This is a genomic window from Marinobacter metalliresistant, assembly GCF_038098645.1.
GTDB classification, from domain to species: domain Bacteria; phylum Pseudomonadota; class Gammaproteobacteria; order Pseudomonadales; family Oleiphilaceae; genus Marinobacter; species Marinobacter metalliresistant.
In genome coordinates this window covers 496,936-519,384 of sequence record NZ_CP101118.1, presented here as the reverse complement: position 1 = coordinate 519,384, position 22,449 = coordinate 496,936, and the positions used below count along the sequence as shown (strand labels likewise).

21 protein-coding genes and 2 pseudogenes are annotated in these 22,449 nt (G+C 54.9%); 13 read left to right on the top strand and 10 right to left on the bottom strand.

Features of this window, described 5'->3' with window-relative positions:
• Positions 1-4 precede the first annotated feature (4 nt).
• Together NLK58_RS02480 and NLK58_RS02475 are read left to right on the top strand one after the other, a co-directional pair.
• Positions 5-3,007: a Tn3 family transposase gene (locus NLK58_RS02480; RefSeq protein ID WP_341581973.1), complete on the top strand. Its 3,003-nt coding sequence runs from the start codon at positions 5-7 to the stop codon at positions 3,005-3,007.
• A gap of 96 nt (positions 3,008-3,103) precedes the next feature.
• The gene (locus tag NLK58_RS02475; protein ID WP_341581972.1) at positions 3,104-3,532 is read left to right on the top strand and encodes a hypothetical protein; all 429 of its coding nucleotides are present in this window, start codon (positions 3,104-3,106) and stop codon (positions 3,530-3,532) included.
• 3 nt (positions 3,533-3,535) lie between these two features.
• On the opposite strand, the gene NLK58_RS02470 is transcribed toward NLK58_RS02475, so the two are convergent.
• Positions 3,536-4,948: a TrkH family potassium uptake protein gene (locus NLK58_RS02470; protein ID WP_205422311.1), complete on the bottom strand. Its 1,413-nt coding sequence runs from the start codon at positions 4,946-4,948 to the stop codon at positions 3,536-3,538.
• 252 nt (positions 4,949-5,200) lie between these two features.
• On the opposite strand from NLK58_RS02470, the gene NLK58_RS02465 reads away from it, so the two are divergent.
• From NLK58_RS02465 to NLK58_RS02455, 3 genes are read left to right on the top strand one after another with little or no spacing between them, the layout of a single operon-like run.
• Positions 5,201-5,743 (top strand): porin family protein, encoded by a 543-nt coding sequence (locus NLK58_RS02465; protein ID WP_117617128.1) that lies wholly within the window; start codon positions 5,201-5,203, stop codon positions 5,741-5,743.
• Positions 5,744-5,766: 23 nt separating this feature from the next.
• On the top strand, positions 5,767-6,342 hold the full coding sequence (locus NLK58_RS02460; protein WP_117617127.1) for an ACP phosphodiesterase: 576 nt from the start codon (positions 5,767-5,769) through the stop codon (positions 6,340-6,342).
• Positions 6,339-6,950 (top strand): ATP-dependent zinc protease, encoded by a 612-nt coding sequence (locus NLK58_RS02455; RefSeq protein ID WP_117617126.1) that lies wholly within the window; start codon positions 6,339-6,341, stop codon positions 6,948-6,950. The genes NLK58_RS02460 and NLK58_RS02455 overlap by 4 nt, the downstream gene beginning before the upstream one ends.
• A 10-nt stretch (positions 6,951-6,960) precedes the next feature.
• On the opposite strand, the gene NLK58_RS02450 is transcribed toward NLK58_RS02455, so the two are convergent.
• The 5 genes from NLK58_RS02450 to NLK58_RS02430 all read right to left on the bottom strand — a co-directional run bounded on the left by NLK58_RS02450 (position 6,961) and on the right by NLK58_RS02430 (position 12,103).
• Complete coding sequence (locus tag NLK58_RS02450) at positions 6,961-7,800, bottom strand: ABC transporter substrate-binding protein (RefSeq protein ID WP_117617125.1); 840 nt, start codon at positions 7,798-7,800, stop codon at positions 6,961-6,963.
• 214 nt (positions 7,801-8,014) lie between these two features.
• Positions 8,015-9,322 carry an acetyl-CoA carboxylase biotin carboxylase subunit family protein gene (locus NLK58_RS02445; protein WP_117617124.1) on the bottom strand — a complete coding sequence of 436 codons (1,308 nt, stop codon included), beginning with the start codon at positions 9,320-9,322 and terminating at the stop codon, positions 8,015-8,017.
• Between the two features lie 327 nt (positions 9,323-9,649).
• On the bottom strand, positions 9,650-10,465 hold the full coding sequence (locus tag NLK58_RS02440) for an anti-sigma factor (protein WP_117617123.1): 816 nt from the start codon (positions 10,463-10,465) through the stop codon (positions 9,650-9,652).
• Complete coding sequence (locus NLK58_RS02435) at positions 10,458-11,042, bottom strand: RNA polymerase sigma factor (protein WP_117617122.1); 585 nt, start codon at positions 11,040-11,042, stop codon at positions 10,458-10,460. Before NLK58_RS02435 ends, NLK58_RS02440 begins: the two co-directional genes overlap by 8 nt.
• Positions 11,043-11,116: 74 nt before the next feature.
• Positions 11,117-12,103 (bottom strand): cytochrome D1 domain-containing protein, encoded by a 987-nt coding sequence (locus NLK58_RS02430; protein WP_341581971.1) that lies wholly within the window; start codon positions 12,101-12,103, stop codon positions 11,117-11,119.
• A gap of 293 nt (positions 12,104-12,396) precedes the next feature.
• Here NLK58_RS02430 and NLK58_RS02425 point away from each other — a divergent pair, with 293 nt between their 5' ends.
• The 6 genes from NLK58_RS02425 to NLK58_RS02400 all read left to right on the top strand — a co-directional run bounded on the left by NLK58_RS02425 (position 12,397) and on the right by NLK58_RS02400 (position 15,580).
• Positions 12,397-12,903: an antitoxin Xre/MbcA/ParS toxin-binding domain-containing protein gene (locus NLK58_RS02425; RefSeq protein WP_205422253.1), complete on the top strand. Its 507-nt coding sequence runs from the start codon at positions 12,397-12,399 to the stop codon at positions 12,901-12,903.
• Positions 12,900-13,367 carry an RES family NAD+ phosphorylase gene (locus NLK58_RS02420; protein WP_341581970.1) on the top strand — a complete coding sequence of 156 codons (468 nt, stop codon included), beginning with the start codon at positions 12,900-12,902 and terminating at the stop codon, positions 13,365-13,367. Before NLK58_RS02425 ends, NLK58_RS02420 begins: the two co-directional genes overlap by 4 nt.
• Positions 13,368-13,647: 280 nt before the next feature.
• Positions 13,648-13,986, top strand: coding sequence for a GNAT family N-acetyltransferase (locus NLK58_RS02415; protein ID WP_341581969.1), 339 nt, complete (start codon positions 13,648-13,650; stop codon positions 13,984-13,986).
• Between the two features lie 312 nt (positions 13,987-14,298).
• Positions 14,299-14,556 carry an AbrB/MazE/SpoVT family DNA-binding domain-containing protein gene (locus NLK58_RS02410; protein WP_117617118.1) on the top strand — a complete coding sequence of 86 codons (258 nt, stop codon included), beginning with the start codon at positions 14,299-14,301 and terminating at the stop codon, positions 14,554-14,556.
• A gap of 26 nt (positions 14,557-14,582) precedes the next feature.
• Entirely contained in the window at positions 14,583-14,936 is a 354-nt protein-coding gene (locus NLK58_RS02405) for a type II toxin-antitoxin system PemK/MazF family toxin (RefSeq protein ID WP_341581968.1), read from the top strand.
• Positions 14,937-15,160: 224 nt separating this feature from the next.
• Positions 15,161-15,580, top strand: coding sequence for a hypothetical protein (locus NLK58_RS02400; RefSeq protein WP_117617116.1), 420 nt, complete (start codon positions 15,161-15,163; stop codon positions 15,578-15,580).
• Positions 15,581-16,341: 761 nt separating this feature from the next.
• On the opposite strand, the pseudogene NLK58_RS02395 reads toward NLK58_RS02400, so the two are convergent.
• The 4 genes and pseudogenes from NLK58_RS02395 to NLK58_RS02380 form a co-directional block, all read right to left on the bottom strand.
• Positions 16,342-17,620, bottom strand: a pseudogene (locus tag NLK58_RS02395) (IS1380 family transposase).
• Positions 17,621-17,948: 328 nt separating this feature from the next.
• On the bottom strand, positions 17,949-18,203 hold the full coding sequence (locus NLK58_RS02390; protein WP_341581967.1) for a hypothetical protein: 255 nt from the start codon (positions 18,201-18,203) through the stop codon (positions 17,949-17,951).
• A gap of 16 nt (positions 18,204-18,219) precedes the next feature.
• The gene (locus NLK58_RS02385) at positions 18,220-19,473 is read right to left on the bottom strand and encodes an IS256 family transposase (RefSeq protein ID WP_341581966.1); all 1,254 of its coding nucleotides are present in this window, start codon (positions 19,471-19,473) and stop codon (positions 18,220-18,222) included.
• A 180-nt stretch (positions 19,474-19,653) separates the two neighbouring features.
• Positions 19,654-19,863 carry a hypothetical protein gene (locus NLK58_RS02380; protein WP_341581965.1) on the bottom strand — a complete coding sequence of 70 codons (210 nt, stop codon included), beginning with the start codon at positions 19,861-19,863 and terminating at the stop codon, positions 19,654-19,656.
• A 257-nt stretch (positions 19,864-20,120) separates the two neighbouring features.
• On the opposite strand from NLK58_RS02380, the pseudogene NLK58_RS02375 reads away from it, so the two are divergent.
• Both NLK58_RS02375 and NLK58_RS02370 read left to right on the top strand, forming a co-directional pair.
• A pseudogene (locus NLK58_RS02375) lies at positions 20,121-21,068 on the top strand (transposase); the annotation flags it as partial.
• A 102-nt stretch (positions 21,069-21,170) separates the two neighbouring features.
• A complete protein-coding gene (locus NLK58_RS02370; RefSeq protein WP_341581964.1) occupies positions 21,171-22,424 on the top strand; it encodes an IS256 family transposase in 1,254 nt (417 codons plus the stop codon).
• The last annotated feature ends 25 nt before the right edge of the window (positions 22,425-22,449 follow it).

The following is a 22,449-nucleotide window of genomic DNA, read 5'->3' as shown; positions in this document are numbered from 1 at the left end:
GTTAGTGCACTTTCTGGAGGATTTCGTCAGAATCGTTGCCGACCCTCTTTACACGCCCGCACCTAACGAGCAACGCTGGGCTCGTCGACGTGCTAAACAACTTCAACAACGCTTCTTTTTGCTGTTGCACCTGAAAGCTTATCAGAAACAGGGCTTTTTCTGCGCGACGGTTGATTTGCCTTCCGACTTGAGTGGCTACATCGCTAAACGCCTCGGCCTTCAAAAACGACCGACCAAGATCCAGCAGAGGCAGTATGATCAATCCAGTGCCCGTGATCGCCACATCAATTGGATTCGGGCCTATGTCGGCAGCCGAGTCTTGAACGATGAAGACCGCCTCTGGCTCGCAAATCAAGCCATATATGCCGCCGAGTCCCGCGAGGTGCTGGCTGATGTTATCAACATCCTCCTCGAAGAGCTGGTGCGTCACCGTTTTGAGATTCCCGGCTTCACAGTGCTTTTGCGGCTTGCCAAGGATGCCCGGGCCACCGTGAACGACCGCTGTTACCGATCCATCGTCAGCGAACTGACCGACGACACAAAGGCACTGGTCAACGACTTGCTGGTCTCACCACCGGGGATTGAGATCAGCGGTTGGCAGCGTCTGAAGCGAGAAATTCGCAAGCCGACCAACAAAGAGATCCGGTCCTACCTGCAACACCTCAAGTGGCTCAGGGATATCGTCGAGCGATTACCGAGTGTCCAATCCATTCCCGTGACCAAACGGCGGCAGTTCGCCAATGAAGCAAGAGCGCTGGACGTGGCGAGAATGGCCCGCATCCCCGCACGCAAACGCTATGCCCTGGCGGTCGTCCTGATCCGGCAACAGTATGCCCAGGCACTGGACGATACGGCCGAGCTTCTGATCAAGCTGATGAGGCAACTGGAAACCACCGCCCAGCAAAACCTGCTGACCTATCAAATGGAGCAGACCCAGCGCACGGATCGACTCGTGTCCTGCTTTAAAGACGTGCTGACCGCCATGGAAGCCGAGCCAAACCCGTGGCAGTCACTTCAGGCCGTGGTCGGAGACAAGCGCCAGGAGTGGCTGGACGAATGCGAGGAACATCTGGCCTACGCGGGCAATAACTACCTGCCTTTCATGTTGCGACCGTTTCGAGCCAAACGCAGCCTGCTGTACAACTGCCTGGACATACTGACGTTTCAAAGCACCTCCAGCGACACCTTGTCGATTCAACTGATTGAGCTGCTCCGAAAAACCCGTTCGCTGAAAGCCGAGACGCTGGATTTGCGCGTCCATGCGCCGGATCTGGTCGAAAACATTCAGCAGACAAAGTGGACGCTCGATAAGTGGCGACGTCTGATTTTCATCCGTCCGGACAGCCTGACGGTTCACCGTAAATATTTTGAATTGGCCGTTTTGAATCTGGTGAAACAGGAACTGAAGTCAGCGGACCTGGCGGTTGTTCACGGAGATCGGTTCGACGACCATCGGGATCAACTGGTGAGCTGGTCGGGTTACGAACAGGAAATTGACCAGTACGGGTTGGAAGTGGAGCTCCCCATGGAACCGAAGGCGCTGATTAGCCACCTCAAGGATCAGCTGACTCAGGTGAGCCGCTCGGTGGACGCCGCCTTCCCGGACAACACACACGCCACCATTGAAGACGGCCGCATTGTCATCAAGCGGAATCAGAAGCAGGGACTGCCGACGAATTGGCAGGCCCTTGATGACGACATCACACGTCGGCTTGGCACCCGCAGCATCGTCGACGTTCTGGTGGATGCAGAGCGTTGGCTTGGGCTACACCGGGAATTCGGGCCACTGTCAGGCTATGAGGGGCGCGTTGAAGACCCCCGGTTACGCTTCATCGCGACGCTTTTCTGCTACGGCTGCAATCTGGGGCCCTCCCAGACCGCCGACTCTATTAAACAGCTGAACCGCCGCCAGATAGCCTGGCTCAACCTTAACCACGTGACCGAAGACAGGCTGGACCGCGCTATCGTCAAGGTCATCAACGCGTATAAGAAATACGAACTGCCCGGATACTGGGGGACAGGGCGGCGGGCCGCCGCCGATGGCACCAAATGGAATCTTTACGAGCAAAACCTGCTCAGCGAGTACCACATACGCTATGGCGGCTACGGCGGCATCGGTTACTACCACGTCTCGGACACCTACATCGCGCTGTTCAGTCATTTCATCCCCTGTGGCGTTCACGAAGCGGTGTACATCCTCGACGGACTGCTGAAAAACCAGAGCGATATTCAGCCGGATTCCTTACACGGTGATACGCAGGCCCAGAGCTATCCTGTGTTCGGACTGTCGTACCTACTGGGCATCAAGCTGATGCCGCGTATCCGGAACCTCAAGGATCTGAACTTTTACCGGCCTGACCGGCGATTTCGCTACGCCCATATCGAAGAACTGTTCAACGGCCATATCGACTGGGCACGGATTGAACGGCATCTGCCGGATATGTTGCGCGTGGCCGTGTCCATCAAGTTGGGTAAAATCACGGCATCAACCATTCTGAGACGGTTGGGAACCTACAGTCGCAAGAACAAGCTGTATTTCGCCTTCCGGGAGCTGGGAAAGGTCGTGCGCACCGGCTTCCTGCTCAATTACATCGACGACGTGGAGCTGCGCCAGACCATTCACGCCGCAACCAACAAGAACGAGCAGTTTAACGGGTTTGCAAAATGGAGCTTCTTTGGTGGCTCGGGCATCATTGCCGCCAACCTCCGGCATGAGCAGCAAAAAGTGGTGAAGTACAACCACCTGGTGGCGAATATGCTGATCCTGCACAACGTCGAAGCCCTCAGCCGGGTATTGCGCGACATGGCCGCAGAAGGGATTGCCATCACAGAGGATGTTCTGAAAGCGTTATCGCCGTACCGAACCCGTCATATCAATCGCTTCGGGGACTACACGCTGGATCTGAAGCGACCGGTGGGGCAGCAGCTATTTGATTTGAAACTGGCTGAACTTGCCTCTCAGGGAGCGTCCAAAGCTCGGCCGAGCGTTGAGGATGGAACTGAATAAATAATTTGACCTAAAGATTTCTTATTTCAATGGCTTGGGCGTGTTTCTGGGGAATTTTTCACGTTTGTCTGCCAACCCTCTTATTCGGCCAACCGTATGGTTCGCGAATACGTGGAACGATTCTATTTGCCAATGACGGAACAAGGGAAGCTGCGGAGCCCGGAGACGGCGGCCGAAATTCTGGATGAGCAACGGCAAATCAGGAAGCACTGGCCACGGCTGCGCTTCAGCGCATTCAATGTTGCCGAATCGGGTGCCAGCCAGACTTACACGGTAGAAGTATACCTTGATGGTATCGATGAACAGAGAATTGCTGTTGAGCTGGTGGCAGAGGCCTCTGAATACGGGCCAAGAACGGTTACCGCGATGGCGATGCAGCACCCGTTGAGCGGATCCGCTCATAGCTACCGGTACGAATGTATGGTGCCGTCACGCCCCGAGGGGCACTACACCCCGCGTTTGCGGGTGCATGACGAACGCCTGAACCTGCCCCTTGAGAACCCGGCAATACTCTGGCTGAAATAACCCTCAGGTGCGCCAGAACGCCGGCGCAAGCATAATCACAACACTCAGGATTTCCAGGCGGCCCATCAGCATACCGGCCGATAGCACCCATTTTGCGGCATCTGGCAGCGGCCCGAAATTCCCTGCCGGACCAATAATATCTCCGAGACCTGGCCCCACATTGGTCAATGCTGTGAGGGCGCCAGACAGGGCTGTGACGAAGTCCAGTTGCATGGCTGCCAGGGCAACCGTTATCAGCAGCAGGCAAAGCAGGAAAATAAAGGTGTAAGCGATCATCGAAGAGATGATTTCATCACTCACCGAGCGGCCATTGTACTTCCGGGTAAGCACCGCGCGGGGGTGCAGCAGGCGCATCAGCTGCTCACGGAGAATGATCAGCGACAGCTGGAACCGGAAGATCTTCATGCCACCGGCCGTGGAACCGGAGCAGCCGCCCACGAACATCAGGAAGAAAAACAGCACAAACGTCAGTGGACCCCAGGCCGAATAATCCTCAGAGGCGTAGCCGGTGGTTGTTACGACCGAAGTTACGTTAAACAGAGTGGCTGCATAGTTGTGGACCGGATGGAACGGCACAGGAGAGACCATCCAGCGGTACAGGGTCAGCAGTAAAGGAACGACGAAGAGAATCGTCAGAAACAGACGAACCTGCTGATCCCGGAAAAGCACACCGTGCTGCCCGTGCATCTCCCGCACAAACAGGAAGAAAGGCAGACTGCCAATGATCATGAAAAAGGTGGCCTCCATCAGGATCAGATCACTGAACTTGCCCATGGACATGTCGGAGGTAGAGAAACCGCCCGTTGCAATGCTGGTAAGCCCATGGTTGAAGGCATCGAACAGTGTCATGCCGGAAAACCGGTAAGTCACCACAGCAATAATCGAGAACGCCACATACACGAAAAGAAGGCCCCGGCTCAGTGTCTTCATTCTAGGCAAGGCCTTATCCGTCCACTCCGAAGACTCCGTGGCAAACAGACGCATACCGCCTACACGGAGAAACGGCAGGACCGCAACGAACATGCCGATGATCCCGATTCCGCCTATCCACTGCAGGATCGAACGCCAGATCAGCAGATCCTTATCCATTGTATCCAGATCACTGAGCACGGTTGCACCCGTAGTGGTAATACCTGACGTGCCCTCAAAAAATGCATCGGCGGCGGAAATTTTCAGGTCACTCAGGTAAAAAGGCAGAGAGGAAAGCAGCGCAATAATGAACCAGGACGAAACCGTAAGCACGAACATGTACCTCGGCTTCAGCTCCCGTGGTTTCCGGTAGGTGAGGCCCATACCCAGAATCCCCACGCCACAGGCAATAGCCGCCGATTCCGCAAACGCCATGGCGTTTGGCGTTTCGGAGCCCGCAAGCAAAATGACAGGCAATGTCATGAAAATGCTGAGAAGCACAAACATGACGCTGACTATAAAAATAACGGGGTAAAGATTTCTCAATGGATGCTCGAGCCAGCTGATACCGGGAGACGGCGTCAGAATACCTGTGGGTACAGCCTTCCGCAAGGTAACAAAGGGCCGAACCCGGAATTACCGGCGAATTAAATCACTGTAAATATCGGGTAAATGCGGATCTTTCTGATGGCAAATGTCGTGAGTCTGATGCAAGTTCAGTGTTGCTACACCGAATTTTTCGGTTAAGGAGAAACCATAATGAAACACACACGTTCACTCGCCGTATTTTTTGCGACTGGTCTGGCGGCTGCCGGCACTGTAAGCGCCCAGGATATGTACAAATCCGGCGTTGGCGGCCTCTATACCGGCCTGAATTACACCTTTATCAACCTTGAAAGCGGTAGCGCCGATGCCGATGTGGGCACGCTTTCAGCCAAGGTCGGCGTGATGGCCACGCCATTTCTGGGTATCGAAGCCCGGGGTGGTTTCGGTGTGGATGATGACCGGATTGGCGGAGCAGATTTTTCGCTGGACAACTTCTTCGGCGGCTATGCCACGTTCAACCTGGTCAACGAGTCTCCGATTACGCCTTATGCCGTTCTCGGCTTCACCCGGGTCGAAATCGAAGCGGATTCTTTCCTTGGCACTGCAACCGAGGATGAAACCGACGTTTCCTACGGCATCGGGATGAATATGGAGTTCGCACCGAATCTGTCCGGAAACCTCGAATATATGCGTTACTATGAAGACAACGATACCGAAATCGATGGCCTGGGCGTCGGCATTCAGTTCAACTTCTGAGACCAGACCACCGGGGAGACCGCTTGAACCATCTGGCTCACGTATTTCTTGCGCCTGATTCACCCGAAGCCCGGGTGGGCAGCATCCTCGGCGATTTTTCCCGGGGTGTCGATCTCTCGGCACTCCCGGACGCGGTGAGGCAGGGCGTTCGCCACCACCGGGCTGTCGACCGTTTTACCGATCAGCATCCGGACGTACTTGCCAGCAAACGGGTTTTCTCCCGGCAGCGCAGGCGCTTCGCCGGTGTTGCCCTTGATATCCTTTATGATCATTTCCTACTTAAACACTGGAACCGATTCAGCGATGTTGAACGTGAGTTCTTTATTCACCGGATATACCAGGAGTTGCAGGAATACGAGCATCTGATGCCTTCACCCATGGCCCGGGTAACTCGCAGAATGGTCTGGCATGACTGGTTTGGGGCCTATAGAGATCTGCAGAATGTGGGCTATGCCCTGGACCGGGTTGCGGGACGAATCCGGTTCCCGAACAACTTCACTGGCATCATCATAGAGATCCGGGAAAACGAAGCTGAACTGGAGCAGAAGTTCCTTTCATTTTTTCCCGATTTACAGGAATTTGCAGGAGATATTGAATGAAGTTTGTGAGTAAGGCGGGAGCGGCTGCCGCACTGTTTTTCCTCTCGACGATTGTTGTTTCAGCTGAGTCAGATTCAAACAGTGAAAAACGCTCACCGGAAACCCTTGGCTTTGTGGAATGGGTGGTGATGCAGGATACCAGCCTTCGCCTTAAAGCCCGCCTGGATACCGGTGCCAAAACCTCGTCTCTCCATGCTGTTAACGTCGAACCGTTCGATAAAGACGGCAAGGAATGGGTGAGTTTTCAGATTCCACTGGGCGATCACGAAGACCAGCCAACCGAAGGCGAACTGGACCATGAGAATGTCACTCTGGAGCTTGAACGGCCGGTAGAGCGAACGGTCCTCATCAAACGCAAAGGCGCGCCTTCACAGAGGCGATACGTGGTACGTATGGAATTCTGCATCGCAGGCACCACCCATGAAACACAGTTTTCACTGACGGACCGGGGCAAGTTCTCCTACCCGGTACTCCTGGGCCGGCGCTTCATGCGCGATGACAACATTCTGGTGGACTCCGCCGACGCATTTCTTGCCAAACGGGAGTGCGAGTACATGACGCTGAAAGAACTGGCCGAAAAGCATCAGGCAAAAGTGCTTGAGAAATAATTCTGTGTTATCAAGAGCAGGGACCGGGTTCCTCTTCCCAGTTCGCGAGCCTTTCCCGAAGGATAGCTTCTGCCTTGGGCGAACGGTATGCCTCCAGAGCCTCATCAATGATGGCTTTGTATCGGCCACTCTCTCGTAGTGACGCCAAGCCCTTGTTGAACGCCTGAATCAGACGGGCGGATTTTTCGTCGTTCCTTGAGAATGGCAAGCGAAAGAACGACGTTCTGACGGGCTTCGGGTGAAAAGTGAGCCGGGATGCCGCAACAGGCCCCAACTGCTGAACTATCATGACTTCGCCTACCACAGGGTCCATCGGGAACAGATCGATTCTTCCCAGGAGTAGTTTCTTTAAATTGGCAAGGTCGGAGGTTGTCACATCACCGTAAACGAGCCCGCTTTTGATGACGTCGGCCAATGTCTCCCCATAGCTGTAATCCTGAGTAAGTCCGACGGTCATACCTTGAAGGTCCGTCAAGGTTTCCCAGTCGAAAGGCTGCCCGGCCCGGTAATAAAAATACCATCCGTAAGGAATCAGGGCAGCGGAGAACACGAACTCCCGGCTTCTATCTTCAGTGCAAGACCACACAGCAGATGCTTCATAATCTGGTGAGTGAACCAAGGCCAGCGCTCTGGACCAGGGGAAGTAAGAAAACCTGACTTCAATTCCTTCAAGCGCAAAAGACTCCCGAATGATCCGCGCAAGAAATCCGCCGCCCGGAAGATCTTTATCCAGGTATGGGGGCCAGTGTCCGGTCGTAATACGAACAGTTTCCGTGCTTCGGGTTATCGGAATGTGCAGCACCGTGGAAAAAAGCACAATCAGAAATACGAAGAACCATCCGCGCCTCATAATCGGCAGTGCCTCAAGCTGTGATTAAGCTTAAGTTTAGACTACGGCGCCAACAGAGACTGAAGTGGCCCCCGAAATTTGTATGCCGCCATGACCTTTGCCAGCCCGACCTCATCCCTTACAGAATGCGGGGCACGTCTATCAGGATCTGGAGTTTGGGTATTTCTGATCCTGACAGATGCGCCCATAGTGAACTGGACTCTTCAGCGGGCCTCTAGACGTAGAAGTCCAGATCCTCCTGAGCTTTCAGCAGATCCCGCATCCTGATGGGGTCATCACCAAAGAAGAAGATGAGACCCCAATGAGTACCGAAGGCCGACCGGTCGGGAACGGTCTCTTCTGTCGGTTCATGCAATTCGTGTGACTCGAAGTAGGGATGCTCAATCGTTTCTTTGGGCATTTCCAGCTTGCTGACCACTCGGCGCCTTGGATACACACCGAAGCAACCTGCGTAGCCCTTCGCATCGACCACTTCGCGGGGGAAGAAGTTATCCACTTCCTCTTTGGTGCTTTTTGGATCGAATACCAGCATTGAAGCCTGGTAGGCATTGAACCCGTACGCCCGCTCGATAAGCTCGAAAGCCTTGAACCCGGGCGGACGATAGGCAACTTCCCCAAAGTACATTTCGCCGTCGGCAGTGACGAAGTACTCCGGATGAATCAGGCCAAACTGTATGTCGAACGTTTTGATCAGTAACTCGATCTGTTTGGTGATCGCGTTACGCCAGCTCTCGAGTTGCTCGGTAGCGGGTACAAATACCGAGTAGCCCAGCGTTACGTACTCCGAAATGTTGAGAAACTTGATCTTGCCACCGTGGATCCAGGCCTCAACGGCAAATTCCCAGCCATCCAGGTGACTTTCCATCAGCAGGGGATATTCTTCCGCCGGAATGGTGTCAATTTCCTCTATCTTGCGGATCATTCTATGACCGAGACAACCGGCCTTGTCGAAGGCCTTGACGTGAATCGGGTCATCCGGGTCACCATCAAGTTTGAGCAGGGTCTGGTTGACACGCTTCATGAAGCGGACGATGTCTTCTTTCTCGTGCGCCTCTTCGAAAATCCCGACGCGAATACCGCCAAGCTGGGCACGGCGCTTCATCAGAGCCTTGTCACGAAACAGAATGGACTGCCCGTACATGCGAGGGTTGTTAAGGAGGACAGAGTTAATCGCCCCTGACCACTCGACGGTTTCCTCGAATAACGGTATGGCGACATCGACGCCTTCCGCCTTCAGCTTTTCGGCAATCTCCAGGGACCGATCATTCAACCGGATAAAATCCCACGGGATGAAAGGTATCTTGTTTGCGGTACAGAAATCCGCAGCCCACTCCGGAGCAACGACTATGTAGCGACGGTCAAACTTTTGCGCCGCCTTGATCGCATTGACGCTCCAGCCAAGCAGGGCGATGTAGCCTTTGTTCGGATCCTTGGGGGTTTCAGTTCCTTTAACCGAATCCATGCCCGGATCGAGCCAGGCTTCTATCGCTTCGGGTAATTGCTTTTCTGATGTTATCGACATTCGATGTTCTCCTTGCTGGTTAACCCAGACAAACTGCGCAGATATTGGAGCGCACCAGGTAAACGGAGCCTTCAGGCAGTGTCGTTTATAGGGGATTGAGTGACTCCGGGGCGAGGTGAGACACTTAAGTTCGTGAATTTTTCACCCGGCGGGATATAGCGGGTCACGTGCATCCCACCTATCAACATAGTCGGTCTGGTTACAAATAGAAACGAAAGCCCCGGAATCATTTGCTTGTTGGGCTGCATCCGCGCACCCCTTGGTTTGAGGCAAACCCGGTGTCGGTCTAGTGTAGACGGTGGTCAAATAATCACCACCAACCCCGGATCAGGAAGCCTCCGTTGTGAACTCGCCAATCGCCGGTAGATTCCCTGCGGGCGCGACAACCAATAACCCGGACTCCTCCATCGGTATCCCGAGCACTTCCAGTTGATCGTCACGGGTACGAAAGTCTCCAGCACGAGCGACTGCTTGCCGGACGTCCGGATTCCGGAAGAACACGCGCTCCGAGATGCGGTATTGAATGATCAGACTGTTGCCCCGGCGCATGGCGTAGGCCTGGGCGGGGTCACCTCCCACACTGGTCATCCAGGTTGCCAGGACCCGACTGTTTGCCCACTGCATCGGCGGAGGCACGCCTGAGCCACCGGACTGCGAGGGCAGGTCTTCCCGAGCGACACGCTGATAATCAATCAGCACATCACTGACCATGGGAATCTGGTTAATGTTGCCCGGCGTCAGGTTAGGCATCAGGAGCACCGCCGCAAGTACCAGGGCAACAGCCCAACCCCCACCGCCAACAAGAACCAACGGGTGTAGACGGCTCAGCCAGTGCTTTATGTTCACTACCCGCTGATGACCTGATTTGTGCCTGCCAGTCACCGGGGCTTCTGCTAGCGCGTCATCAAGCCGTTTATCAAAACTTGCAGCAAATCGGGGAGTGGGTATGAGCTGTAGCCGGGCGGACAGGGCCTGTTGGCGAACGACATCGTTACGGCAGGCCTCACACCCAGCGAGATGGGCTTCGACAAGGTCGGTATGATGCTCATCCAACTGACCATCGGCGTAGCCGGCCAACCAGTCCTGTATTCGGACATGCAGGTCAGAAAATCCATGGGTTTCTGTTTTGTTGCTGTCACTCATGTGGCTTCACCGATGCGTGCTTTGCATTACTGGCAACAGGGGCTTCGGGTGCCGCCTTGATCAGTCGTTCGGCGAGCAGGCGGCGCCCCCTTGATAAACGGCTCATCACCGTTCCTGGTGCCAGGTCCAGAATCTGTCCAATGTCCTGATAGCTGAAATCCTCAAAGTCCCTCAACAGAATGACCTGCCGGAAGGTATCCGGTAAGGCCTGAATGGCCGCCATCACGTGCGCATCAGTCTGACTTTTCAGGGCCTGATCGAACGGGCCCGGTGCGGCGCAGGGATGCTCATTTAACACAGGATCCTCGGTTGTGAGCACCGGAGCCAGTTGGTGGCGACGTCCGTCTCGGCGATAGCAATCGGCTACCACACGATTGAGAATTTTAAGCAGCCAGGCATAAACAGCCACATGATCGCCCAGTTGGTCAAAATCCCGCCAGGCCCTTAGCAGGGTCTCCTGAGTCCAGTCCTCCGCCATCTCAGGCGACGGGGCCTGCCGCAGCGCAATACCGTACAGCCGGTAACGCCAGGGGCGTACCAGGGTATCGAATTGCTGCCTGCTTCCAGCGCTGCGCATTGGCTGCCCGTTACGAGTTGATGTTCACTGAATTTGAGATCATCACTTGTTACTCCCCATCCCGTTGATTTTTGTCATGGATTACCGGGTACCGCGATCCAGAAGGGAAATTTGCCCTCGACAGGCTCCCGGCGGACTACCTGCAGGGATTGGGCATCAATGACGGCAATGTGATTGTCCGCGGTGACCGACGCATAAATAAACCTTCCGTCGCGGCTTGCCCGCACTCCGTGAGGACCGGTTCCGACCTCAACGGTTTTCACAATGGTGAGGCTATCGGGGTCGATCACGGTAACGACGGATGCAGAGATAGCACCGGTTGCTACGTAGCGCCCGCCAGGCACCACGTCGATACCGCCATGTCCACTGGCCACTTTCAAGGTCTTGATGATTTTCTCGCTCGCCAGGTCCAGAACGCCAACATTGCCCGTGAAATCACGCAACCACAACCGCTGTCCATCGGCACTGATGTCGATATTGTGGGGCGTTTCCAGCCCTGGCGTCGGGATCTCGTGCTGTTTTTCCAGGGTCTGCATATCAACCACGGCAACGGCGCCTGCCCCCTGAAGCGTGACGTAAGCACGTTTGCCGTCGGCACTGAAAATGAGATTGTGAGGTACTTTCCCAACCGGAATTTTTTTAACCAACTCGAGAGTGTTAAGGTCAATAACAGCGACATCGCCCTGGGAGGGGGCGACGGCGAGACCATAACGACCATCTGGTGAAATTTTAACGCCCTGGGCCACCTCACCAATCGGTATGCTGGCCAACACCTTCCCGTTGGCGGTATTCAATACGTAAACCTTACCGGTTTTAAAGCCCGACACCATGAGCCGGGTTGCGTCCGTGTTGAGAGCATCGTAGTGAGCGCCTGCCACGCCAGGCCAGGCCTGTTTCGACGGTAATACCTTCACCATGCCGCTGTTCTGGACCGCGATATACAGGGGATCGCTGATCGCCTTTTCCAGACTAAGCCCGGGGGCTGAGCGAGATGTTTCAGTTGCTGTCGCTGGCAAACTGACACTGAGCGCGATTCCGGCGACTGCGCCGAACGATTTCATGAAACGCCTTATTTTTTGTTGCATGTTAAAAGCCCCAAACGATGAATGAATCCCGACTGGACACCTGTGCTGGCAACGGCGCGGCAACGGCGCGGCAACGACAGATCCGTCGGAAACTATCTCTACCGCTTAGGGCGTCTTCGGGGAGTAATTTATTCCCGGACGGTTTTTGTTGGAGCAACGAAAGGGAAGCTGCTTATTCGTCGCGATGGGGTCACAGAGAGTCGAATAAGCCTGCAAGAAATTCCGGCGCCATTGTGGTAAACTATTTTTGCCAAATGGCGGGAGGTTTTATGTCAGCGATCACCGAGAAAAAGCAAAGCCCTAAAGCGCATTTTGGACCTGGTAAGGCAAACGTTAGAGCCGTGTACGAGGGGCGTGGTGCTGTGAAAGCTCATCGCAGAACCACCACAGGAAAGTACGTGTTTGCCGGTGTCCAGGGCGTGAAAAAGATCCGCCGCGGCGGAAAGGCCAGGGAACTGGATGCCCTGAAGGCCCTATACGACATCGACGACGCTATTTTGTGCACACTGTTGGACATTTCCCCGCGCACCCTGGTACGCCGGCGTGAAGACGGCACCGTGAACAAGGCAGAGCTGGATCGGGTAGCCACTTTGCACCTGGTGATGCGTGACGCCGTGGAATTGTTTGAAGGTGACCGAGAAAAGGCACGGCGGTGGCTTAAGCGTCCGGCGCGAGCCTTGGAGCACCAGTGCCCTATTGATCTGCTGGATACCGAGGCTGGCATTCGCATGGTACGGGACCTGATCGGGCAGCTTGAGCACGGCGTGTACGCATGAAGGCGTACCGAATCACAAAACGAAAACACAGGGACACTGCGTTTTCTGGGTTTGGTGCGCGCCAATATGGGGGTCGCTGGAATCTGCCTAATCACCCGGCAGTGTATCTATCCGAGAGTATTGCCCTTGCTCAGTTAGAAATTCTGGTGAATCTGGGTGAGGAAGACAGTCTACAGAATTATCTGCTTTTCCAAATCGAGGTGCCCGACAGTCAGGTTATGATCCTGGCCGACGACGCTTACCTAAGAGACTGGAACGGAACAAGAGTGTCAGCAGGCACTCAAGAGCTCGGAACCGACTTCCTCATCGACGGCGAAGCGCTCGCATTGGCGGTCCGTTCGTGTGTTGTGCCACAAGAATATAACCTCATCCTTAATCCGGAACACCCCGACGCAGAAGCGGTTATCGAAGAGGCCGTTGAGGTAACCTTCCAATTTGATGATCGACTGCGCTCTGATTCCTGAAACGTTGTTTGCGCATCGCAATGTCGTCACCCCGACCAGATTGATCGGGTACAGATCAGCAGGCCAGCGATTAGCGACGGGCACTCGCCACGATGCCCCTGGACTAGCCGAATAGCACTGATAATTTAACTTATGCGCGGTGCAGTAGTTCATGGATCTTAGACTTTGGTGTAAGACGTTGTTTTTGAATGCTTGAAAGGCCTTGAGTTTCATGAAATGGTTCATTACGTGACGTTTTACGAAAACTCATGAACCTACTACGGGGCTGCGGAATCACATCATGAAAGCGCTTCAGACGCCGGACGAATTTAGATCGCCGCTAATTGATAAAAGCGGTCCTTTTCCCGTCAAAAATGGTCTTTCCTCGACAAAATCGGAGAACGGTGACACGGTGTATATGCTTCGAGATCCTCAAGTTATGAGATTTGTGGGACCTCGTCGCGCCCTGACAGAAGACGAAGCAGATTCGTGGTTCGAGGACACTCTGGCCAACCCATCCCGCTTCGATGTTGCCGAGGCTGAAGCTGATGAGTTCATCGGGTTCTGCGGTGTTAAAGAGTTAGGTGGCGTTGCGGATTTCGGCTATTTCATAAGATCAGAGTTTTGGGAAATGGAATAGCTGCAAGGGCATGTGAACTTGCAGTTGACAGGCTAGCCTCAATGATTGATTTCCAGAGTCGGTTTAGGTTTTCATCGCAATAAAACTTGAGGTCGAAAGCGTCCGAGATATGGAGGGCGTCAGTCCTGCAACGCGGAATGAGCGAATAGCGAACCCGGAGAAGCCCGGCCCAAAGGGCGCGCAATAATGACCAAGAAAAGTTAGAACAATGTTAGCACTCAGGTTATAACATTGTTGACACACAACCACACTGCCTGTATAGTACATGCCGCTCAAGTGAAAATTATTGTTTATTGAATGAGCACCAAAATCATGAAAACGAGCATCAGAAAAATCGGAAACAGCGCCGGCGCGATACTGCCTGCACAGCTTCTGAAGAAACTGCATCTCCGGTTGGGCGATGACGTCTCCATCAAAGAGGATGGAATGCGCATAGTCATCGAGCCTGCAAAGACTCGCCGGAAGTACAAACTTCAGGACTTGGTCGCACAGTGCAACCCGAACGCACCAGTTGCAGACGACCTTCAAGCCTGGGACAACGCACCCACAGCTGGGGAGGAACTGCTATGACCTAAACACAACAGAAGGATGAATTTATGCCACCGAAACGCACGTTCGATCAGGGTGACATTATTTGGGTAACCCTGGACCCAACCGAAGGATCAGAAATTAGAGGCAATCCCCGTCCATGCCTTGTCCTGTCTCGCAAAGAATTCAACCAACTCGGAAGAGCTCTCGTCGCCCCAATTACGCAAGGCGGTGGCTACGAAAGAGATAAAGGATTTGCGGTACACCTCTCCGAGACCAAAATCCAAGGCGTAGCCGTTGTCAGCCAAGTGCGAACTTTGGATCTGAAAGCCCGTAACGCCAAGTTTGCAGAATCGGCCCCACCCCAAGTCGTTGCAGAGGCGCTAGCCCGCTTCGAGACCATAACGGACCCAGACGAATAGCCAGACTAAAACCTCGCCGAACCGGGTTCTAGCCCGGCTCAGTTTGTTCTGAATTTGGTGACTACCTATTGCGCCTATTATAGTCCTCTCTCGTCGCGCTCAGTTCCTCGTCCGTCAGCGTAAATTTGACGGACCCTTCGGGCACCATTGTGCCGCAAAGCTTGCCATCTTCAAGTGCACCGGAGAAGAGCCCACACGCAAGAAGCCGGAGCCCATCGTATTGCATGCCGCCAGGTCTGGCTTCAGGCTTGCCGTTGCCGCTGCTGCAACAGCGTCAGTCGCATCCGCTGCTCCACCGAGGGCAGGCAGTGACGACTGAGTATATTGACTACGGAGAGCCGCTGGGAAAGTCGGTAACGTCGAATTTGCCGGCACCATTGCGTGACGTGGCCGAAGCGTGCAACGAGCACTCCGCTTTTGACGTTGTTGAATTCCGGCGGATTTCGCCGAATTCACATGCACTTATTGTCGATGTTGGCGATGGGACTTTTGATGCCAAGAATCGGGTCGGAATACGCCGCTTTGAGCGCCTGGCGCTGGTTTATAGTTCCAACCTTGGCTTCCCTTGGGAGGTGAGGGCGCTTCGCTCGGATTTCCCAGTCACCATGCATCAAAACCATGTAGAGCCCAACTCACCACGTTGAGGGTTGGCAGAGCGGATGTTGTCGTGGGTGCGAGACATGGACGATGAGACCTGGAAGCAGAAGGAAGACGACATGATGGCCAGGGTACTGAGCCTGTCCACGCCGCACCGGCCCAATCTGATGCGGCGGTATGTTCGGTATGCCCACTAGCCAAGCGGTGGAGCCCTCACGATACTGAATAACACGCGGCCTTACGCCGATGTTTGAAGGCTTTCATCAGAATCACGGCCGCCGCAAGAACCCACTGGATTTGGTGAGCTCGAAGAAAACATTCTTTGGCTCGGTCTCCTTGCTAGCCTCGAAAGAGTAGGTGTTATCAACTCCATTCGCGGCTCCTCTCACTTGTGCAACGTTTGTTCAGCACTTTGTGCAATCGTCCACTAAAAAACTCGTGAGCAAAAAGATACACCGCACCTTATTTAACATAATATACATTATGCGCAGTACGGTATGGGGTTTTGGGGCGATTCGGCCAACAAGTTGGACGACCACAGAAAGTGCTAAAGAATAGCCAGAGAAAGTACTAAATTTTCACAGGAAGTACTAACCCGGATGTTTCATAAACGCTCCAAATTGCCACCCAATCCTGCAGCCGAAACGTCCATCTAACCCGAACATGAGATCTGTTCTTATTAACTGGCCGGAGTTCGCCTCCGAGCAGACAAATCACCCGCTCCAATCGATTACTATTTGAACATTTCCGGCGCCCAGGCGCGCGAAAGCCTCCTGAGACCGGGATAGCGGTGAGCGCCGACATCGGCTCAGCTGGTGTTTAACTTGGGCCGAGGCAGGCGATATAACCGTTCGGTGACCGTGTGCAGGAGGGCCTTGACCGGGCAGCTACTTGGCAGGTGGAGCTTGATGCGGTCTTTGTACTGCACGACCCGCACAGCCAGTTTGAACAGTTTGATGATGACCGTCGAGGGCTGGGCCCGGGACAGTTCAGTGCCTTGCAACAGTTCGGCGCGCAAGGCGTGATGCAGCACATAGGCGGCGCAGGAGAAAAACAGGCGCATGTGGTTAGCCGTAAAGCGGCAATCCGAGGTGCGGTCGCTGGCCAGATCGTTTTTCATCATCTTGATGAAATTCTCGTCCTGGCCCCGGGCGCAATACAGCTCGGCGTACAGCATCTCCGGGGCCGGCTCCTCCAGGGAGGTGACAACAAAGCGGGGGTTATCGCCGAGTCCCATGACTTCGGCTTTCAGGACGGTGCGAAAGGCCTGCGGCCAGGAGCGGGCCTGATAGTCGATCTCGTGGAAGGTGCGCGAGCGTTGCGGCGGCTCCTGTTCGGCGAGGCGGGCGTTGTGGCAGCAGGTATCGTGCAACCGCCGGGTGGATTGCAGATGTGGCTCGGCCAGTTTTTTCAGGCTGCTGGCGCAGCCGCTTGAGCACCCGCTTGAGGATCATCGCGTTCTCTGCCCCCTTCGGGCGTTTGCCGGGGCGCAGGGCGGCGGTGATGAACTTGCCCGACAGGCCCTCGAACAGAAACAGCGGCAGGTAGCAGTGACTCTGGTAATGATGATTGTAAAACGCCAGCTCCTGTTGTCCATGGGTCTGGTCTTCGGAATGATCCATGTCGAGCACGATCATCTTTGGAGGTTTGGCGTAGCTGGCGACAAACTGTTCCACAAAGGCCTGGGCCAGGCGGTAAAGGTCGCGATTGTTAGCGGCATTTTCCAGGCGCGAGAAGGTCGGAGCGCTGGCCAGATCCTGCTCAGTCTCAAGCGGCTTGCGCTCGGCGCCGAGCTTGAACATCGGGTCACGGCGCAGGGTGTTGGCGTCGTTGGCATCGGCGTAGCCACAGGCGATCTGGAAGATCCGCTGAGTCAATAGATCACAAAGCGAGTGGTCGATATAGGAGGCATGGCGGCGGTCGTTGATGGCCTGGCTCAACCGATGGATCAGGCCAATCTGTTGGTCGACACCTCGCAGCAGCAGGGGCCCAAAGTCGGATGACAATGCCCCGCCCTCAAAATCAGCTCGTACGGTAAAGCCGGCAAAGGGAGGAAAGCGCAGTTGAGTTGGGATAGAATCAGACATGGGCGAACCTTGTTTAGCTTCTTCCGAAGCGTTATTGGCGTAACTCCCATTATATCAATGGGTTGAGCAAGGTTCGCCTTTTTTTATGAATAATTCGGGTTAGATATTAATTGGTAACACGTAACCCTGGCTCCGTGTTAGGTCCGTCCAGCGTGAAACAAGTTCGGTTCCTGTGATGGACGATGAATTTAGCACTTTGTGTGGAGACTGAAATCAGGTTGATATCTTAGAATTTACTTTAAGTTTGTTTAGCACTTTGTGTGGAAATCGTACTGTAACCGATTGATTCGTGGTTACCGGGGTTTAGCGCTTTCTGTGGTCGTCCATTTTATTTTTGCCCTCTCCTTGCATCCGAGCAACTACACCAGGAGCCTCCCTGATGAGCAAAACCGGACAGGCGCGCGTTCTCACGCCAGAACAGTTCGCTCACCTCCTGCAAGTGATTCAGGAGCACCGCTACCCGGAAAAGAATACAGCGCTGGTTCAGATCAGCTTCAAGCTCGGACTGCGAGTCCAGGAAATCGCGCTTCTCCAGATCAAGGATGTCGCCGAGCTTGGCCCTGAAAGTTCGAGTTATTGTCAAATCTGGTGTATGACCATCAGGCAGCGTTCCTGTCAGATTGATCTTCCACCTCTATACCATCCCGAAACTGCACGTTATTCACGACCAGCTTCAGTTGGTCAAACCCCTTGATCCGCTTCCAGCGTTTCTGGGCGGACTGGAGCAGTTTGAACACCATCGATAACGTGGTGTCGCGGGAGCCGCAGGATCGGCTCCGTTTGGTTCTCAGCCGTACTGTGGCGAAGGTGGATTCAATCGGATTGGTGGTCCGCAAATGAATCCAGTGAATCGCCGGGAAATCATAGAAAGCCAGCAGCTCATCCCGGTCTTTCTCCAGGTTTTCCATGGCCTTCGGGTACTTGTCCCGGAACCGCCGCAAGGTGCTATCGAACGCTTTGTGGGCGCTATCACGGGTCTCTGCCAGATAGATCTCATGCAGTGCCGACTTGACCTTGGGTTGTACCGATTTGGGCAGCTTGTCCAGCACGTTGGCGGTCTTATGCACCCAGCACCGCTGATGCCGGGTGTCCGGAAATACCTTGCTCAGGGCTTTCCAGAAGCCCAGTGCGCCGTCGCCAACAGCCAGCTTGGGCGAAGGCTCCAGGCCACGTTCCCGCAAGTCCGTGAGCAGCTCTCGCCAACTGGCTTCGGACTCCCGGTGGCCATCCTCGACAGCCACCAGTTCCTTGTGGCCATGCTCAGTCACGCCGATGATCACCAGCAGACAGAGCCGGTCATCCAGGCGAACATTGCTGTACACGCCGTCTGCCCACCAGTACACATAGCGTGTCTGGCTCAGATCCCGGCGCTGCCAGTTCTTGTGCTCGTCCAGCCACTTCACCTTTAGCCGGGACACGGTGTTGGCCGACAAGCCATCAGCCTGTTCGCCGACCAGGGCACTCAGGGCTTCCTGGAAGTCGCCTGAGGAGACGCCGCGCAGATAGAGCCAGGGGATAAGCTCCTCAAGACTCCGGGCGCGCTTCAGGTACGGCGGCAGCAACTGGCTATTGAAGCGAATGCCGGAGCCACTGCGATCCCGGATCTTGGGCACCTGGACTTCAACGTCGCCAACGCCGGTCTGGATGGTGCGCTTGGGCAAATGCCCGTTGCGCACCACCGCCTGGCGTCCATCGGGTGTCGTGACATCCGCATACTGGTTCAGCAGGCCTTCCAGTTCCGTTTCAACGGCTCTGGCAATCAGGTCACGGGCACCTTGACGAATCAGCTCGTGCAGTGGGTCATTGGTCGCTGTCTCTGGTTGTGAAAGAGCATGCAGGTTAGACTTGGACATGGCGTATCATTCCTCTGTTGGTTGTGATCGTCGCGGTGATCAACCAACAGGATACGCCACCTCTTCAGCCTGCTTCCATACACCAGAAATCACCATAACTCTGAAAGTTCTGGGCAGCGCTCCTTCAAACTTAAAGAAATCCTGGCGCTGCCTGCGGCTTACACTAAAGGTGCCGATGCGTTAAAGCGATCCAAATCCACGTACCAGCGTCGCAGGATCAGTTTTAGTGTTCACGATTTCCACCAGCTTGTTCAGCGAATTGAAACCATGGCCAAGGCCGGCGCCGAGATCAAACCGCAGGATTTTTATCCTGAGGTCAAGAAACATCGTGGTAAATCGCGCGATCTTCCAATGAATGACGTTGCGCTGAGAACGGCTATAGAAAATCACCTTGCGATCCGTCTGGCAGCGCATCCCTCGGTAAAAAAGACAGATCCTCTATTCCTGACTCAGAAAGGAGGCCCCTATTCTCCCAATACTCTCCAGGAACACTACGCTCTCATGCAGAGGCATTGGGCAGGTATTGAGCGAGCTAGCTCCCACAGCAATGCCATCAACTTAAGACATTTCACTAAAAATATCATATAATTAGGGTCCACAAACCAACTCAGGAGTCACTGAATTGAGCCATAAATCCAACCCAACGGTTGACCCCACCAGCGAGATCCTGCTTAAAAATTGTACATAAATTAACCAGTTTGCTGGATAGCCCGGAATTCATTGCTACTCATCGCCAAAATGCGTGCGATTTCACCCGAAAACACTATCTCACCTTCCGTAATCTGATCCTTTTTCTGCTTAACCAGCCTGGCAGTGCGCTTCAGACCGAGCTGGATCAATTTTTCCGTGTGCTCAACAACACGCCTTTCGAAAAACAGGTCGTCACCGCGCAGGCTTTCAGCAAAGCCCGCCGCAAGCTCAAGCCCTCCGCTCTGGTGGCGCTGAACGATGTGCTTCAAAACCAGCTGGATGAACTGGGCCTGCGCAGCACATGGTGCGGGCTGCGGCTGCTGGGCGTGGACGGCTCCGGTGTACACCTGCCGCTGGAGCAGCCCCTGGAAAACTTCTTCGGCAGTCACAGTGAGCTGCCCGTGGCGCGGCTGTCCATGCTCTATGATCTGTGCGACCAACAGACCCTGCATGGTCTGCTGATTACTCCGGATGTGGATGAGCGGGGCTGTGCCGCCATGCGCCTGACTCTCAAGCACAACCCGGCCGTGAGGGACTTCGTGGCTTCCGGCAACAGCGAACAGACCCTCTGTTTCGCCTGCAAGGGCTGGCTGTCCCGAAAAGTCTGCGAGCAGGCCGGCGTCGATCCGGATACCGAGGTCACCCTGCGCCTGATCCGGGTGCTCCTGCCAGGCGGTGAGGTGGAAGTGCTGGCCACGTCACTGCTGGATACCCAGGCCTTCCCGGCCACCGAATTTGCGGGGCTCTACCACCGCCGTTGGGGGATCGAAACCGATTACCGGCGGCTCAAGCAGACCCTGACCCTGGACAACTTCAGCGGTCGCACCGCGACCGCGGTGCTTCAGGACTTCCACGCCAAGCTGCTGTTGAAAAACCTGGCCATGCTGATGCAGGTGCTGCAGCAGCGAGTTATGGTGATTTCTGGTGTATGGAAGCAGGCTGAAGAGGTGGCGTATCCTGTTGGTTGATCACCGCCAAGATCACAACCAACAGAGGAACGATACGCCATGACCAAGTCTAACCTGCATGCTCTTTCACAACCAGAAGTAGCCACCAACGATCCTTTACACGATCTGATCCGACAAGGTGCTCGTGACCTGATTGCCAAGGCAGTCGAGTCGGAGCTCCAGGGTTTACTGGATCAGTATGGCGATGTGTCGACACCCGATGGTCGCCAGGCTGTGGTGCGCAATGGACACCTGCCTAAGCGCACGATCCAGACAGGCGTTGGGGATGTTGACGTTCAGGTGCCAAAGGTCCGGGACCGCAGTGGTTCCGGCATTCGCTTCAACAGCCAGCTCCTGCCGCCGTATCTGAAGCGGGCTCAGAGTCTGGATGAACTCATCCCCTGGCTCTACCTGCGCGGTGTCTCTTCTGGCGATTTCCAGGAGGCCCTTAGTGCCTTGGTTGGCGAACAGGCAAAGGGGCTCTCGGCCAACACTGTGTCCCGGCTCAAGGCGCGGTGGCTGAAGGAGCACGAGGATTGGCGTCGCCGCGACCTGGGCCAGAAGCGCTACGTCTACTGGTGGGCGGACGGTGTCTACAGCAATGTTCGTCTGGATGATCGGCTCTGCCTCCTGGTGATCATCGGGGTAACCGAGCACGGCCACAAGGAGCTGGTCGCTGTTGAAGATGGTCACCGGGAGTCCGAAGCCAGTTGGCGGGAACTGCTCACCGGCTTGCGAGAACGGGGTCTGGACCGCGCGCCCAAACTGGCCGTGGGCGACGGCGCTCTGGGCTTCTGGAAAGCGCTGAGCAAGGTGTTTCCGGAAACCCGGCACCAACGGTGCTGGGTGCACAAGACCGCCAATGTGCTGGATAAGCTGCCCAAATCCGTACAACCGAAGGTGAAGTCAGACCTGCATGAAATCTATCTGGCGGAGACCCGGGATGGCGCTCACAAAGCCTTTGACAGCACATTGAAGCGATTCCGGGACAAGTACCCGAAGGCCATGGAAAACCTTGAGAAAGACCGGGATGAATTGCTGGCCTTCTACGACTTCCCGGCGGTTCACTGGATTCACTTGCGGACCACCAATCCGATTGAATCCACCTTCGCCACAGTGCGGTTGAGAACCAAACGGAGCCGGTCCTGTGGCAACCGCGACACCACGTTATCGATGGTGTTCAAATTACTCCAATCCGCCCAGAAACGATGGAAGCGGATCAAGGGGTTTGACCAACTGAAGCTGGTCGTGAATAACGTTCAGTTTCGGGATGGAGAACAGGTGGATGATCAATCTGACAGAGACGCTGCCTGATGGTCATACACCAGATTTGACAATA

Excerpts from the sequence above, each read along its gene's own strand:
- NLK58_RS02475 (WP_341581972.1), top strand. The coding sequence starts at position 3,104 with ATGGTTCGCGAATACGTGGAACGATTCTATTTGCCAATGACGGAACAA.
- NLK58_RS02470 (WP_205422311.1), bottom strand. The coding sequence starts at position 4,948 with ATGTTTGTGCTTCTCAGCATTTTCATGACATTGCCTGTCATTTTGCTT.
- NLK58_RS02465 (WP_117617128.1), top strand. The coding sequence starts at position 5,201 with ATGAAACACACACGTTCACTCGCCGTATTTTTTGCGACTGGTCTGGCG.
- NLK58_RS02455 (WP_117617126.1), top strand. The coding sequence starts at position 6,339 with ATGAAGTTTGTGAGTAAGGCGGGAGCGGCTGCCGCACTGTTTTTCCTC.
- NLK58_RS02450 (WP_117617125.1), bottom strand. The coding sequence starts at position 7,800 with ATGAGGCGCGGATGGTTCTTCGTATTTCTGATTGTGCTTTTTTCCACG.
- NLK58_RS02445 (WP_117617124.1), bottom strand. The coding sequence starts at position 9,322 with ATGTCGATAACATCAGAAAAGCAATTACCCGAAGCGATAGAAGCCTGG.
- NLK58_RS02440 (WP_117617123.1), bottom strand. The coding sequence starts at position 10,465 with ATGAGTGACAGCAACAAAACAGAAACCCATGGATTTTCTGACCTGCAT.
- NLK58_RS02435 (WP_117617122.1), bottom strand. The coding sequence starts at position 11,042 with ATGCGCAGCGCTGGAAGCAGGCAGCAATTCGATACCCTGGTACGCCCC.
- NLK58_RS02430 (WP_341581971.1), bottom strand. The coding sequence starts at position 12,103 with ATGAAATCGTTCGGCGCAGTCGCCGGAATCGCGCTCAGTGTCAGTTTG.
- NLK58_RS02425 (WP_205422253.1), top strand. The coding sequence starts at position 12,397 with ATGTCAGCGATCACCGAGAAAAAGCAAAGCCCTAAAGCGCATTTTGGA.
- NLK58_RS02420 (WP_341581970.1), top strand. The coding sequence starts at position 12,900 with ATGAAGGCGTACCGAATCACAAAACGAAAACACAGGGACACTGCGTTT.
- NLK58_RS02415 (WP_341581969.1), top strand. The coding sequence starts at position 13,648 with ATGAAAGCGCTTCAGACGCCGGACGAATTTAGATCGCCGCTAATTGAT.
- NLK58_RS02410 (WP_117617118.1), top strand. The coding sequence starts at position 14,299 with ATGAAAACGAGCATCAGAAAAATCGGAAACAGCGCCGGCGCGATACTG.
- NLK58_RS02405 (WP_341581968.1), top strand. The coding sequence starts at position 14,583 with ATGCCACCGAAACGCACGTTCGATCAGGGTGACATTATTTGGGTAACC.
- NLK58_RS02400 (WP_117617116.1), top strand. The coding sequence starts at position 15,161 with ATGCCGCCAGGTCTGGCTTCAGGCTTGCCGTTGCCGCTGCTGCAACAG.
- NLK58_RS02385 (WP_341581966.1), bottom strand. The coding sequence starts at position 19,473 with ATGTCCAAGTCTAACCTGCATGCTCTTTCACAACCAGAGACAGCGACC.
- NLK58_RS02370 (WP_341581964.1), top strand. The coding sequence starts at position 21,171 with ATGACCAAGTCTAACCTGCATGCTCTTTCACAACCAGAAGTAGCCACC.